12 protein-coding genes are annotated in these 15,445 nt (G+C 45.3%); 7 read left to right on the forward strand and 5 right to left on the reverse strand.

Annotated features, from left to right (window positions below):
- Positions 1–37 precede the first annotated feature (37 nt).
- Positions 38–1,513, forward strand: a complete 1,476-nt coding sequence (locus MHH46_RS05475) for an amidase family protein (protein WP_076195178.1) — start codon at positions 38–40, stop codon at positions 1,511–1,513.
- 72 nt (positions 1,514–1,585) lie between these two features.
- Positions 1,586–2,080, forward strand: coding sequence for an NAD(+) diphosphatase (locus MHH46_RS05480; RefSeq protein WP_254847711.1), 495 nt, complete (start codon positions 1,586–1,588; stop codon positions 2,078–2,080).
- 49 nt (positions 2,081–2,129) lie between these two features.
- Here MHH46_RS05480 and MHH46_RS05485 read toward each other — a convergent pair whose 3' ends face one another.
- The 5 genes from MHH46_RS05485 to MHH46_RS05505 all read right to left on the reverse strand — a co-directional run bounded on the left by MHH46_RS05485 (position 2,130) and on the right by MHH46_RS05505 (position 8,040).
- The gene (locus MHH46_RS05485) at positions 2,130–3,818 is read right to left on the reverse strand and encodes an alpha-glucosidase (RefSeq protein WP_076195173.1); all 1,689 of its coding nucleotides are present in this window, start codon (positions 3,816–3,818) and stop codon (positions 2,130–2,132) included.
- 34 nt (positions 3,819–3,852) lie between these two features.
- Complete coding sequence (locus MHH46_RS05490) at positions 3,853–4,674, reverse strand: carbohydrate ABC transporter permease (RefSeq protein ID WP_172628781.1); 822 nt, start codon at positions 4,672–4,674, stop codon at positions 3,853–3,855.
- The gene (locus MHH46_RS05495) at positions 4,671–5,537 is read right to left on the reverse strand and encodes a carbohydrate ABC transporter permease (protein WP_038568998.1); all 867 of its coding nucleotides are present in this window, start codon (positions 5,535–5,537) and stop codon (positions 4,671–4,673) included. Before MHH46_RS05495 ends, MHH46_RS05490 begins: the two co-directional genes overlap by 4 nt.
- Before the next feature lie 77 nt (positions 5,538–5,614).
- Entirely contained in the window at positions 5,615–6,880 is a 1,266-nt protein-coding gene (locus tag MHH46_RS05500; RefSeq protein ID WP_076195171.1) for an ABC transporter substrate-binding protein, read from the reverse strand.
- A gap of 155 nt (positions 6,881–7,035) precedes the next feature.
- Positions 7,036–8,040, reverse strand: coding sequence for a LacI family DNA-binding transcriptional regulator (locus MHH46_RS05505; RefSeq protein ID WP_036680403.1), 1,005 nt, complete (start codon positions 8,038–8,040; stop codon positions 7,036–7,038).
- Positions 8,041–8,386: 346 nt separating this feature from the next.
- On the opposite strand from MHH46_RS05505, the gene MHH46_RS05510 reads away from it, so the two are divergent.
- The 5 genes from MHH46_RS05510 to MHH46_RS05530 all read left to right on the forward strand — a co-directional run bounded on the left by MHH46_RS05510 (position 8,387) and on the right by MHH46_RS05530 (position 15,069).
- Positions 8,387–9,340, forward strand: a complete 954-nt coding sequence (locus MHH46_RS05510; RefSeq protein ID WP_076195168.1) for an AraC family transcriptional regulator — start codon at positions 8,387–8,389, stop codon at positions 9,338–9,340.
- Positions 9,341–9,346: 6 nt separating this feature from the next.
- Entirely contained in the window at positions 9,347–10,423 is a 1,077-nt protein-coding gene (locus tag MHH46_RS05515; RefSeq protein WP_076195156.1) for a Gfo/Idh/MocA family protein, read from the forward strand.
- A gap of 51 nt (positions 10,424–10,474) precedes the next feature.
- Positions 10,475–11,206 carry a ThuA domain-containing protein gene (locus tag MHH46_RS05520; protein WP_038569006.1) on the forward strand — a complete coding sequence of 244 codons (732 nt, stop codon included), beginning with the start codon at positions 10,475–10,477 and terminating at the stop codon, positions 11,204–11,206.
- Positions 11,207–12,175: a sugar phosphate isomerase/epimerase gene (locus MHH46_RS05525; RefSeq protein ID WP_076186757.1), complete on the forward strand. Its 969-nt coding sequence runs from the start codon at positions 11,207–11,209 to the stop codon at positions 12,173–12,175. It abuts the gene before it with no gap.
- A 1,982-nt stretch (positions 12,176–14,157) separates the two neighbouring features.
- Positions 14,158–15,069 carry a L,D-transpeptidase family protein gene (locus MHH46_RS05530; protein ID WP_076129557.1) on the forward strand — a complete coding sequence of 304 codons (912 nt, stop codon included), beginning with the start codon at positions 14,158–14,160 and terminating at the stop codon, positions 15,067–15,069.
- The last annotated feature ends 376 nt before the right edge of the window (positions 15,070–15,445 follow it).

Raw genomic sequence — 15,445 nt, forward strand, 5'->3', positions numbered from 1 at the left:
TAGAGGCAATTTTATTTTTTTGGAAGGAGTTATTCGTATGAAGAATAAACTTCAGGAATGGATTATTGAGACGGATATAATTAAAATGCAAGAGGCTCTGGAAGCAGGTTTAATTACCTCAGAGGATATAGTTCAAGTATATTTGGAGCGGATCCATAAATACGATATAGACATAAACTCTATTTTAGAAATAAATCCAGAGGTTATACAAATCGCGCGAGCACTCGATAAAGAACGAGCAGAAAAAGGGAGCCGCGGGAGCCTGCACGGTATTCCTATTGTATTGAAGGATAATATAGACACCGCGGATAAGATGCATACGAGTGCCGGTTCTGTAGCTTTAGCTGGATCAATTGCGGCAAAAGATTCATTTGTAGCGGCCAAGCTTCGATTGGCGGGGGCTATTTTACTTGGGAAGGCGAATATGTCGGAGTGGTCTAATTTTATGTCTAGTACAATGCCTGCGGGATATAGCTCGCGGGGAGGGCTTGTACTGAATCCGTATGGACCTGGGACGGTATTTGTCAGTGGTTCCAGCTCCGGGCCTGCGGCAGCCGTAGCAGCGAATCTGGCAGCAGCAGCGATCGGAACGGAAACCGCAGGATCTATTGTCGGTCCAGCCAGCCAACATGCTCTTGTCGGAATCAAACCTACGGTGGGATTAGTGAGCCGTTCTGGAGTCATTCCCATTTCAGTAAGCCAGGATACCCCTGGGCCTATAGCTAGAACGGTTACAGATGTGGCAATTATTTTAGGGGCGTTAACCGGAGTGGACGCCAACGATTCAGCAACATTTTCAAGCGAAAAATACGCTTATACAGACTATACTTCAAGTTTAGATAAAAGCTTTATACGACAAGCAAGAATAGGTATTCCACGGCATTATTATAAGCATTTAGACGCTGAGAGGCTTGCAATTATGGAAGCAGCTATCTTGACCTTGAAGAATGAAGGGGCTACCCTTATAGATCCTGTCACAGTACATGTTGAACAACAGAATTGGAATAATGATGTGATTTGTTATGAATTTAAAAAAGGGCTCAACCAGTATTTAGCACAAGTAGATGATTCCGTTCCGATTCACTCTTTGCAAGAATTGATAGCCTATAATGAAAGACATGCTGAGATTGCTTTGCAATATGGGCAAGACACCCTGACAAGATCAGAAGAAGTAACATTAACTGAAGAGGCCTATCAAGAGAAGAGACAAGAATACAAGGAATTAGCGCTTGAGCAAGGAATAGATTATGTGTTGGAGCAATATAGTTTAGACGCGTTATTGCTGCCTGGTGATGTAGATGGCATGTATATTGCGGCACGCTTAGGCTATCCATTAGTTACTGTTCCGGCGGGATATGTATCTCAAGGCATTATTGATGCGGATGGGGATTCGACCAGGGGACCTTTTGGTGTTGTTTTTTCCGGAAAAGCTTATAGCGAGCCTACGCTCATAGCCTTAGCATACGGGTTTGAACAAGCTACGTATCACCGGATTCCACCTCAATTGGAGTAGAATTAGGCTAACTTAGAATAGAAGGAAGCGATCAGTTTGAAGTATTGCCTGGAATGTGGGACAGAGTTAGTAATGAAAGAAAGTGAAGGGGAAGGGCAGGTACCTTATTGTAATGCGTGTGAAATGTTCCGATTCCCTATTTTCAGCACGGCGATTAGTACAGCAGTATTAAACAGGGAGAAAAACAAGATTTTATTAATTCAGCAATATAATCGGCCAGACTACATATTACTCGCAGGATACGTGAACAAAGGTGAAGATGCGGAAACGACTCTCGTACGTGAGGTAAAAGAAGAGGTAGGACTTGATATTGTCGCTTATGAATATATGCGCAGCTTGTACTTCGCACCATCCAATACGCTAATGCTGAATTTTATAGGTGTTGCAGATTCGGAGGACTTGAGCCAGGTGAGTACTGAGGTTGATCATGCTGAATGGTTTACTTTGGAAGAAGCCGCCAGAGCGATTAAAAAGAACAGCCTAGCCGAAACCTTCTTACTGGCGATTATTGAGAAATTGAACGCGGGACAGGTACAGGTCAATCCGGTAGCTGTTGGAGGAAAGTAAAAAGGAGCCGTGAGGCTCCTTTTTATTGTTTCCATGTAGGGGGTCTAGTTTATTTAAGCTTATACACACGAGCTTCATAAGGACGAAGCTGAATTGTGTTTAGTTCTTCTTCTGGATTTACTTCGTAATTGGCAATAAGCAATGCCTTCGCTTGGAACTTCACAGTAGAAGGAAGTTCGAAGGTCGCAGGCTCTCCGAAGAAATTCAATACAACCAGTAGCTGTTCTTCACCAAGAGTACGCAGATAAGCATATACCTGTTCATTCTCCTCAGCCAGAATTGTATAATTTCCGTATACGATAATTTCATGCTGCTTGCGCAGCTCAATAAGTCTCTTATAATAGTAAAAAATAGAATCAGGATCAGCCAGCGCCTGCTCCACATTAATTTCCTTGTAATTAGGATTTACGGCTAGCCAAGGAGAGCCCGTCGTGAAGCCTGCCTGCGGCTCGGCGTTCCATTGCATCGGCGTACGGCCATTGTCCCGGCCTTTAATGTAAATGGAGTTCATGATAGCTTCTTCCGAATGTCCGGCAGCCAAGTATTCTTTATACATATTCAAGATTTCAATATCTTTGTAATCGTTGATGGAATCAAACTGTACATTCGTCATGCCGATTTCTTCGCCTTGATAGATGTAAGGTGTGCCTTGGAGCGTGTGCAGCAGTGTTGCCAGCATCTTGGCAGATTCTTTCGGATATAACTTATCATCTCCGAAGCGGGATAACATACGCGGCTGATCGTGGTTGTTCATATACAGACTGTTCCAACCTTTACCGTCCAGCGCGATTTGCCATTTGGAAATGATGGACTTGATGTCCGCCAGCTTCCAAGGCTGCACATTCCATTTGCCTCCAGGTCCAGAATCGACGTCCATAAGCTCGAAATGGAATACCATGTTCAGCTCGTTGCGATCCTCGGAAACGTACAACGAAGCCTCCTCGGGAGTGACATTAACGGCTTCGCCTACTGTCATGATATCGTACTTGGACAGGACCTCACGGTTCATTTCCTGCATATACTCATGTACGCGTGGTCCGTTAACGAAATAGTCTCCTCCGAAGTGGTGCGTAGGCTGTTCTCCGTTATTTTCTGGGGCAACGCTAGGTAATTCCGGTACTTTGGAGATCAAGTTGATTACATCCATGCGGAATCCGTCAATGCCCTTGTCCAGCCACCAGGTCATCATATCGTAGACTTCCTGGCGCAGCTTAGGATTATCCCAATTCAGATCGGGTTGCTTTCTCGAGAAGAGATGGAGGTAATATTCCTCCGACTTCTCATCGAATTCCCAAGCCGAGCCGCTGAAGAAGGAACCCCAGTCGTTAGGCTTCTGTCCGTCCTGGCCTGGCCGCCAGATATAATAATCACGATAAGGATTATCCTGCGATTTGCGGGACTCCACGAACCAAGCGTGCTCATCAGAGGAGTGGTTGACCACGAGATCCATAATCAGCTTCATGCCGCGGCTGTGAAGTCCAGCTAGCAGTTCCTCCCAATCAGAGAGTGTTCCGAAATCATCCATAATACTTTGATAGTTACTGATATCATAGCCGTTATCGTCGTTTGGCGACTCGTATACCGGGCATAACCAGACTACGTCGACGCCAAGCTGATTTAAATAATCGAGTTTCGAGATAATGCCCTGCAGATCACCGATGCCGTCCCCGTTACTGTCTTTGAAGCTGCGGGGGTAGATTTGATAAACTACGCTTTCTTTCCACCATTTCTTATCCATGTATAGCTCTCCTATCTCTCTATATAAATCTTAGTTATTTAATGGACCCTGATGTTAGTCCACTGATAATCCATTTTTGCGCGAACAAATAGACCACGAGCATCGGGGATAAAGCAAGCAGATACGAAGCAAAGGCTAAGTTGAAATCTGTGCTGAATTGACCTTGGAAGACATACTGTACAAGCGGAAGTGTGTATGAATCCTGATCACCGAGCAGAATCAGCGGCAGCATAAAGTCGTTCCAGGTCGAAAGACAAGAGAGAATACCAATTGTTGCACTGACCGGAGCAAGAAGTGGGAAAATAATCTTCCAGAACGTTCCGAATGTCGTCGCACCATCTACTGTGGCAGCTTCCTCTAGCTCATAAGGAATAGAGCGGATATAGCCAGTGTATACAAACACGTTAAAAGCCAAGCCATAAACAATGTATAGAATAATAAGACCCAGAATGTTGTTCATATGCAGATCCGTTGTCACTTTGACCACAGGCAGCATAATAATCTGGAAAGGAATAAACATTGCGCTGATAAAATAAAAGTAGAGCGCTTTGAAGAATTTTCGGTTCATATTGCGGGCAATCGCGTAGGCTACCATGGAGTTGGTAAGCAAGATGAACACTACTGATGTTATTGTGATCGTGGCGCTATTTCCTAAGGCGTTGAAGAAATTGGTTGCCTTAATGGCATTGGCGAAGTTCTCAAAATGCAGGCCAGTCGGCAGTGAAAAGATGGATTGAGCCATTTCCTCGGGATTTTTTAGCGCGATAGCAATAGTCATGTACAGCGGAAAAAGGATCAGTAGTGAGCCTAGCGCGATAAGAATCGTTGCAGGCCAGTTGCTTGATTTTTTGATCATAAGTCCATCTCCCGTTTCTGCAGAAATTTAAGCTGAAGGGCGGAGATCACAACGATCACGATAAAATAAATCACGGCGTTCGCCGATTGATAGGCAAATTCTCCGCCTTGGAAGCCGCCTGTATAGATTAAGTGGGCAATGGATTGTGTTGAACGTCCAGGTCCCCCACCTGTCAAGGCTACGATTTGGTCGAATACCATTAAGCCGCCCTTCATCGCCAGCACCATGTTGATCGTGAAGAAGGAAGCAAGCATTGGAAAAGTAATACTCCAGAATTCTCTCCAGCGGCTAGCGCCGTCCAGATTGGAGGCTTCGTAAAGATCTTGCGGAATCGTCTGTAGACCTGCCAGATAGAGAATCGTGTTATAAGCAATTCCCTGCCAAACGGCTACAATGACGATACCGATCCAGGCCCAATCGGAGTTGCCGAGAATGTTCTGCGAAAGGAATTCGCTGCCAAGCTTCTCGCCCCAGATAGGGAATACATTTGCGAACAAATAGTTGAAAATAAAGCCGACAATCAGCACGCTGAGGATATTTGGCAGGAAATATACACCGCGGAAAAAGTTTTTGGCTTTAATCTTGGCGTTAAGCCCAAGCGCAATCAACAAACTGATGATGTTGATGAGAATAGTCGTTAAGATGGCATATTTAAAAGTGAACACATATGAATTCAGCACATTTTCATCTTGAAAAATGTTAATGAAGTTCTTAAATCCTACGTAATCAAAGCTGTCACTGAAGCCGTCCCAGTTAGTGAACGAATAATAAATACCCTGCAGTGCAGGAAAGGTGTGAAAGGCAAAGAAAAGAAGCAATGCCGGTATAGTCATTAGATAAAAGGCGACTCGGCGTTTGGCCATCATGTAATCCTCCTTGGAAAAGAGAAAGAGAAGGGGGAGTCCCGTTCTCTTTCTCGGCTCTTATTTGTCAGGTCTCGTTATTTCCGGTCAGCTACCTTATCCCATTCTTTATCAAGCTGTTTCAGGTACGCATCAACATCTTTCTTTTGTAGGAAGGCTTGATTGATGGTATCCACTTTCATTGCACTTGGGATGTAGTGGTCCGCAAAGTCGGCCAAGTTACCTGAGGTAAATGCTGCTTTGAAGCCGTCCATTGTTGGATCATCTTGAGTTACACCTTGCACAGCTGGGAATGCTTTTTGCTCGTTAATGTAGAGGCTGACATTCTCAGGCTGGAGCAGGAATTCAACGAATTTTTTAGCTTCTTCTTTATGTTTAGTGCTCTTAGAGATAGTCAACAATGTGTCTACGCCAGAAATGACCTTATTGTTAGCAGCATCATTTGTCGCTGGGAAAGGGAATACACCAAGCTCAATGGATGGATTAGCCTTCACGATTTCTGGAATCGCCCATACCCCTTGCAGATACATTGCAGATTCACCTTTAGCGAAAGCTGTGTTGCCGTCATTGTAGCCTTTTCCAAAAATATCTTTTTGACCGAACTCCGTCAGCTTAAGCAGCTTTTCAGCAATTTCGGTGAAGCTGTCTGCGAAAGTCACAGTACCTTCAGCACGTTGCTTGAAGAAATCATTGCCTTTAATGATTGTAGAGAGGGAGTTGAACGGCGTAAGGGTTGTCCAGGAATCCTTAAGGGTCAGGTAAAAAGCATTTTTACCGCTGTCCTTGAACTTTTGAGCGACGGCAATGAACTCATCCCAAGTGGTTGGCACGGCAACGCCGGCTTCAGTGAACATCGCTTTATTGTAAATGACACCACTTGCGTTCGAAGAGAATGGAAGACCATTCAGCTCGCTCGAACCCGTCAGGTCTTTCAGCATTTGAACATAAGCAGGCTGGATATTTTCAGCAAGTGGATCACTTGAGAAGTCTTCAAACAGACCACTTCCGGATAATGTTTTGTAGGTGTCAGTGGCACCGATACCGACCACGTCAGGGATGTCTTTTTTAGCTGCACGAGTCTTCAGCACTGTTTCGGCATCCGGTGGGTTCACTTGAGTGACTACGATGTTCGGATTGGCTTCATTAAATTTCGCAACCAGCTTGTCGAAGGTGGCTTTGGCTTCGGTCTTATTTTGGAAAAACTCGATTTTCACCTTGTCACCGGAGGAGTTCCCGCCGCTAGATGTGTTGTCAGCCGCATTGTTACCACTATTGCTACCGCAGGCGCTAAGCACGGACATAGCCAGTAGACTAACCATTACGGGTTTAATTGTTTTTTTCATGATAAATCCTCCTAATAATGTGTTGGTATTATGGTGAATTTGATAAGAGTAAACGTTTACGTTGACGGCAAACTTAAATGATGTTCGTGTTCTTCTAAGCGACGGGTATGCAATAAAGTGAACAGTAAACGTTTACGTAATATTGATAAAAAGACTTAGGTAAGCGATCTTACCGTTTGTCTTTCCACAATTGTGTGATCGACAATCTGGCTGTTGACAGACTCGCCTGTTTCAATCATCTGAATGAGCTTCTCCACGGCGATCTTTCCAATATCGTACAGCGGTTGGCGTACTGTTGTTAGAGGCGGAATAACCATTTTGGCTAATCCAAGATCGTCATATCCCATAATGGAGATATCCTCGGGCACGCTTAGACCATTTTTGATAACGGTGGAGAGGGCACCAATCGCCATTTCATCACTAGCAGCAAAAACGGCAGTCACATCAGGCGCTTGCTCCAAAAGAGTCTCCATAGCTATACTTCCGCTCTCATACAAAAAATCTCCGTAAGCAAGATAGCGGCTGTCAAAAGGAATACCATTTGCTTCAAGCGCATGCTTATAACCTTCTGCTCTTGGCGCACCAGCGATAAGATCGCTAGGGTTTCCACTAATCATGGCTATTTTGCGGTGACCTTTTGAAATTAAGTAGAGGATAGCGTCAAAAGCTGCTCGATAATCATCTACTTTCACATAAGGGACCTTGGCGAATTCTGTTTGGGAAGAGACCAATACAACGGGGATCCTCATGGTTTCGAGCACATCGTAATATTCTTTCTTAAGGACTTCACTAGAAAAAATAATGCCATCAACCTGTTTCTCTCTCAGGAGCTGCAAGTACTTCAACGTTCTTTTACCGTCCTGATCGGTATTGCATACCATCACACTGTAGTTCCGGTCATTGGCCAATTCTTCAATACCTTTGAGCAGATCGGAAGAGAAGGCACCAGAAACACTAGGGAACATAACACCAATGGTTTGTGTACGCTTATTGATTAGACCCCGGGCAATCGCATTGGGTTGATAACCAATTTCTTTGATCGCCTCATTTACCTTTTGTTTCGTTTTGTCCGAATACCCACTTAAATTGTTTAGCACGCGAGAGACTGTGGCAATGGAAACGTTCGCTTTCTGTGCAACATCTTTAATCGTTGGGTTCATTCCTATGAGCTCCTTAAACTACGGTTATCCTTGAATTAAACGCTTACGCTGATGAGAGTAAGTTATGAAAGAAGAGAACGTAAACGCTTACCCCGAATATAAATGCTGGTAGGCGCTTTTGTCAACTGTACTTAAAAAATAAAAAAATGATCAAAACTACGCAAGAGCAGTAATCTTTAAATAGGAATGAAACCAATGTATATACCAAAAATTTACTTAGAAATATCGGAATTGACAAAAGAATATTGGAGGTCTAACATTTAGAGAGTAAACGCTTACGTAAAACTTTTAAATATGGCATGCAAGCCCTGGTTTTAATGATTTACTCGGATAAGGAGTTGTATTTATGAATATTTATCTCGAGATTCCGGATGTGGATAAGCACTTTCCTTACCGCAGTTTACTTTGCAATGGTGATACGTTGTGTTATCCGCATTGGCATAAAGAAATTGAAATTATCTATGTTACCAAAGGAAGCCTGAATCTGGGAATTAATGATACCCCTATTCACATGGAACAGGGCGAGGTTCAGTTTATCAATGGTGGGGATGTGCATTATTTTCTCTCTTCACCTGAGAGTGAACGGGTAGTGATTCAATTTGACCTGAATTTGTTTCAAGAAGTAGCCGCTTTGAACGGTAATGACTACTCACTTCGTGAGGTCTTTACGCTTATGGAGTATTCCAGTTCTAGATGGCCCGTGGCAACTGCCGCGAAGGTCAAAGGGCTGATTGAGAGTATTTACGAGGAAGATGTACAGCGAAGAGAAGGATATGTTTTTCTAATCAAGGCTAGATTGTTTGAACTGCTGACCGTTATTCTACGGGAGGTACCGAAGAGTCCGATCAAGAAACAGCCTAAGTTCTCGGAAGATACACTGAATCAATCCAGAGAGACACTGGAGAGACTAGAGCGGATTTTTATCTATGTGGAGCAGCATTACCAGGAGGCTATTACGCTGAATGAGGTAGCTAATTATATGGGTTTTAGTCCTTATTATTTTACCAAATTGTTCAAGAAAAACACGGGCATGACCTTTATCGCGTTCTTAAACGAATACCGGCTTAACAAAGCCAAATGGATCTTGATCAATGAAGATCTGCCGATGTCTGCCGTGGCGGAAGCAGCCGGGTTTGGCAGCGTGAAGACCTTCCATCATTTTTTCAAGGAAGCAACGGGGATATCCCCGCTGAAATACCACAAGACAATATTCGGGAATAATACAGCAAGATTACAGGAAGAAAGCCCTTCTTCAGCTTTGTATGATAGAGATATCAAAACAGGAATAAGTGGAGGTTAGACCAGAATGACTTTAACAGTAGGAATTATCGGCTGCGGAGGTATTGCGAACGGCAAGCACATGCCCGCGTTAAAAAAAGTAGAAGGTGCGCGAATGGTTGCTTTTTGTGATATCGTCGCTGAACGTGCCGAGAAGGCAAAAGCGGAGTTTGGAGATGAGCAGTCCGTAGTTTACACAGATTATAAAGAGCTTCTTAACGATGCAAGTATAGATGTGATTCATGTATGTACGCCGAACATTTCCCATGCGGAGATTTCCATTGCGGCTATGGAAGCAGGCAAACACGTAATGTGTGAGAAGCCGATGGCTAAAACCACGGCAGAAGCACAAGCGATGATCGAGGCCTCAGAGCGAACTGGGAAAAAGCTGACCATCGGTTATCAGAACCGTTTCAGACCAGATTCAGCTTATCTGCATGCGGTATGTGAGAATAATGAGCTTGGTGAGATCTATTACGCCAGAGCTAAGGCTATCCGTCGTCGCGCGGTCCCAACTTGGGGTGTGTTTTTGGATGAAGAAGCGCAAGGCGGCGGTCCGTTGATTGATATCGGCACCCATGCGCTCGATTTGACCCTGTGGATGATGGATAATTACAAACCTAAATATGTCGTGGGCAACGCTTATCATAAGCTGTCCGGTCGTAAAAATGCTGCGAATGCTTGGGGCCCGTGGGATCCTGAGAAGTTTACAGTGGAGGATTCCGCCATTGGATTCATCACTATGGAGAATGGGGCTACCATCATCTTAGAGGCAAGCTGGGCACTGAATACACTCGATGTCGGTGAGGCCAAAACGGTACTTTGTGGGACTGAAGGCGGAGCAGATATGGAGAAGGGTCTGCGCATTAACGGAGAAGCCTACGGTAAAACCTTTGAAAAGCATATCGGTCTGGATGCCGGTGGCGTCGACTTTTATGATGGTGCAGGAGATGATCCTGCGGTGATAGAGGCAGCTCAGTGGATTGACAGCATTGTAAATGACACCGAGCCTGTAGTGAAGCCGGAGCAGGCGTTGGTTGTGACTCGCATCTTGGAGGCTATTTATAAATCCTCTGAAACTGGTATGCCTGTGTTTTTTGAATAATCAAGCAAATTCGATGGTCATAGATAAATATGAACTAGGAGCGTGTCTCAAGTGACAAGAGTAACCGTATGGAATGAATTCCGTCATGAACGGCAGGAAGAAAGAATTCTTAAGGTCTATCCGCAAGGTATTCATGGACAACTGGCAAGTTTTCTGCAAGAGGCAGGACTGGACACTCAGACAGCTACGCTGGATGAACCAGAGCACGGACTGACGCAAGAGGTATTGGATAACACGGATGTACTGATCTGGTGGGGACATATCGCCCATCATGAAGTAAGTGATGAGATTGTAAACCGTGTACATGCGCGAGTGCTGCAAGGTATGGGACTTGTAGTACTTCATTCGGGCCATATGTCCAAAATCTTTATGAAATTAATGGGCACCAGCTGCGATCTGAAATGGCGTGAAGCTGAGGAGAAGGAGCGCCTGTGGGTCATGGACCCAAGTCACCCGATTGCTGAGGGCATTGGTGAATACATCGACTTGGAGCAAGAGGAAATGTACGGTGCGCATTTTGATGTGCCAGCACCAGAGAGTCTTGTATTTGTCGGCTGGTTCGAAGGCGGCAACGTCTTCCCAAGCGGATCGACCTACCGTAGAGGCAGCGGGAAGATCTTTTATTTCCAGCCTGGTCATGAATCTTATCCAACTTATTACAACAAGGATATTCAAAAAGTTATCATCAATGGCGTGAACTGGTGTGCACCAACGAAACGTGACTATCCGGTTTACGGACATTCTGAAGCCTTAGAGCCTATCAAAGAAAAGGTGGTCGTATAAATGAAATTAGGCGTATTTGATCCTGTATTTGGAAGCTTGAGTCTTGACGAGATGTTAGATAAAATCGCCGCCGCAGGTTTGAATGCGGTAGAAATCGGCTCGGGCGGTAATCCCGGCAATGCTCACTGTCCGACAGATGAGCTGCTTGCGAGCGAGTCAGCACGTCAAGAATATTTGGAAAAGTTCACGAAACGTGGCATTATGATCAGTGCCTTCAGTTGCCATAATAACCCGATTTCACCAGATAAAGAAGAAGCCCGCGCCGGGGATGAAATTCTCCGTAAATCGATCAAGCTGGCTTCACTCATGGGTGTTAAGGTCGTGAACACTTTTTCGGGAACGGCTGGGGACAGCGATGAGGCAAAAGCACCGAACTGGCCAGTCACACCTTGGCCTACCGTGTACAGCGACATCAAAACCTGGCAGTGGGAACATAAGCTGATCCCTTACTGGAAGGAAATCGGCAAGCTGGCCGAGGAGCATGACGTTAAGATCGGCATCGAGCTGCATGGCGGCTTCCTGTGCCATACTCCTTATACGATTTTGAAGCTTAGAGAAGCAACCTGCGATGCTATCGGAGCTAATCTGGATCCGAGCCATCTGTGGTGGCAAGGTATTGATCCTGTAGGTGCTATCAAGATTCTCGGTAAAGCTGGCGCGATTCACCATTTCCATGCCAAGGATACTTACTTGGATCAGGACAACATCAATATGTATGGTCTGACCGATATGCAACCTTATGGCGATGTGCAGACCCGCGCATGGACCTTCCGCTCCGTTGGTTGCGGCCACAGCATATCTGAGTGGTCAGATATCATGAGCGCGCTGCGCACTTACGGTTATGATTACGTGGTGAGCATCGAGCATGAAGACCCTCTTATGACGGTTGACGAAGGCTTCCAACGTGCAGTAACCAATTTGCAATCCATTCTTATTCATGACCAGCCTCAGGGTATGTGGTGGGTGTAAGGTCGAATTAGAAAGCCTTGATTCTCTATTTAGAGAATCAAGGCTTTTTTTTGCGTGTAATGGGGATGTAGGGAGAGCGGGAGGGGAGAACGGAAGAACGGAAGAGCGGAAGAGCGGAAGGGAGTAGAAACGAGCTGACAAAGAGATAGGGAGGAGGTAGGGACGAGTAGTAGCTAATAAGAAACGAACTAGAAACTAATCAGAAATGTACTGGAAACCAACTAAAAACCAACTAAAAACCAACCTGAAACTAACTGGTTTGCCAAAGGACTCAGATGCAGCTATTCGCGTGTTTTAGGCCTTTTTGAGCAAGTTTCGGACCCGAGAGACCTTATTGGTCCTGAAAAGCAAGAAATTCGAGGTGTTTTGAGCAAATAACTGCGCTGGAGTCCGATAGCATCTCAAAACAGCGGATTTGTTGCAAATAGGGTCTCTGGAGTCCGCAACTAATACGCTAGCTGATCTTCGATGGTAAAACCGTAGTTAGTTTGGGGGCTGGTGCGTTGAGCTTCGGGAGAATGGGATACGGGCAAATGTGCAGCGCAGTTAGTTTGGGGCTGGAGCGTCAGGAGCGTCAGGAGCGTGGTGGAGATGTGGTAGAGATGTGGTAGGTAACTGTGCTAAAGGACTCAGATGCAGCTATTCGCGTGTTTTAGGCCTTTTTGAGCAAGTTTCGGACCCGAGAGACCTTATTGGTCCTGAAAAGCAAGAAATTCAAGGTGTTTTGAGCAAATAACTGCGCTGGAGTCCGATAGCAGCTCAAAACAGCGAATTTGCTGCAAATAGGGTCTCTGGAGTCCGCGACTTATGCGCTGATGCGCTAGCTAATCTTCGACGGTAAAATCGTAGTTAGTTTGGAGGCTGGTGAGTTGAGCTTCGGGATAATGGGATACGGGCAAATGTGCAGCGCAGTTAGTTTGGGGCTGGAGCGTCAGGAGCGTGGTGGAGATGTGGTAGAGATGTGGTAGGTAACTGTGCTAACGGACTTAGATGCAGCTATTCGCGTGTTTTAGGGTTTTTGGAGCGAGTTTCGGACCCGAGAGACCTTATTGGTCCTGAAGAGCAAGGAATTCGAGGGTTTTTGAGCAAATAACTGCGCTGGAGTCCGATAGCATCTCAAAACAGCGAATTTGCTGCAAATAGGGTCTCTGGAGGCCGCGACTTATGCGCTGATGCGCTAGCTAATCTTCGATGGTGTAAAACCGTAGTTAGTTTGGGGGCTGGTGCGTGGAGCTTCGGGAGAATGGGATACGGGCAAATGTGCAGCGCAGTTAGTTTGGGGCTGGAGCGTCAGGAGCGTGGTGGAGATGTGGTAGAGATGTGGTAGGTAACTGTGCTAACGGACTTAGATGCAGCTATTCGCGTGTTTTAGGGTTTTTGGAGCGAGTTTCGGACCCGAGAGACCTTATTGGTCCCGAAGAGCAAGGAATTCGAGGGTATTTGAGCAAATAACTGCGCTGGAGTCCGATAGCATCCCGAAACAGCGAAATAGATGCAAATAGGGTCTCTGGGGTCCGCGACTAATACGCTAGCTGATCTTCGATGGTAAAAACGTAGTTAGTTTGGTGTTAGAGCGTTAGAAGCGTGGTGGGGTGTGGGAGTAGATAACTGTGCTAACGGACTCAGATGCAGCTATTCGCGTGTTTTAGGGTTTATGGAGCGAGTTTCGGACCCGAGAGACGTTATTGGTCGTGAAGAGCAAGGAATTCGAGGTGTTTTGAGCAAATAACTGCGCTGGAGTCCGATAACATCCCAAAACAGCGCAATAGTTGCAAATAGGGGCCCTGGAGTCCGCAACTTATGTGTTTATGCGCATGCTGATCTTTGCGTATCTAAAGATCTGCTTTTTGTCATGCATTCACTGGTTACAGTATTGCAATCTCTGCGTCAAGCGGGAGTGGACGAGTTGAAAAGAATAGGTACAGGCTGGTACGCAACATATTTGAAATGATTTCGTCTTTATATAACGGAGGTGGAGCAAGATGAATTTATGCTTTTCGGGAGGCCGGTTTCAAACTTTTTTACAGCGGAACATTAAACTGATGCTAGTATTTGGACTTTTGTTCGCTGCTTGCTTTACAGGAGTTGGAAGGGTGGAAGCTGCTGGCTCAGATCTGATCATCGTGAACAAAAAAACAAACAAACTCGCGTATTTCAGTGACGGCAAGCTGGTGAAGACTTTTCCGGTTGCCACAGGAAAGTCGAAGGAACTGACGCCAGAAGGTAGCTTCAAAATGGTGGTTAAAGTAAAAAACAGACCCTACTACAAAGAGAAAATTCCCGGTGGGGATCCGGCCAATCCGCTTGGCGACCGCTGGCTGGGGCTGGAAGTGAACGGTACCTATGGCACGACGTATGCGATTCACGGCAATAATAATGAGTCATCGATAGGGAAGTATGTTAGCGCCGGTTGTATTCGAATGCATAATGATGATATTCATTGGCTGTATCCAAAAGTAGCCAAGAATACTCGAGTTATCATTACAACGAGCACACTGGCTATGGAGAATATTGCAACTAAAAACGGGTACTCTGTGGGAAGTAATAAGTTTGCGGGGACTTTTGAGATCAATGGGACGACAACAAAGCTGAAGGATCCTTTTATATTGGAAAATTCCCGTGTGTTTGTTCCGCTGAGAGAATCCGTGGCCTTACTGGGTGGTACTTTGCAGAGTGAAGCGGGGACAGGAGCACTGATAATTACGATCGGCAATCGTACGGTGACACATAAGCCATTATCCAATAAGGCTATTGTGAATGGGAAATCCATTACGATTTTACCGTCACGCAATGAAAATAACCGATTACTAATTCCGCTGAGTATCCTGCCTGATTTATTTGCTGTTCAGGTGCAGTGGAATGCGCAGACTCAGGTGGTAAAGATTAAGTTATAATTGTTCTTGACCTTTTATTTCTGATTTAAATTGTTATATACTGTACTTATTCTAAAATACGGACAATTACGGAGGGCCACCGACTGATGAATAACTAACACGTTTCCTGAAACAGACCATAAAGTTTGTGAAGTGCATATGCACAAGTCACGGAGCACCCGCGCAGGGTGATAACGGTCAGGGATACGTGTGTCGGTCGGGGGTCTTACGATGCTTTTATATGGATAGTTCTATCTATTGTGTTGGTTTACTCTGCATCCAGCAGGTGAACACGGCCGTAGTCTATCCATGTCTGGGCACATTCCCCCTTCATACGCTATTCGACCGCAGACCGCTGGCTGCGGTTTTTTATTGCAATGAAATCGGAGGAATGAAA

Source organism: Paenibacillus sp. FSL H8-0175 (assembly GCF_045040615.1).
Lineage (GTDB): Bacteria > Bacillota > Bacilli > Paenibacillales > Paenibacillaceae > Paenibacillus_AQ > Paenibacillus_AQ odorifer.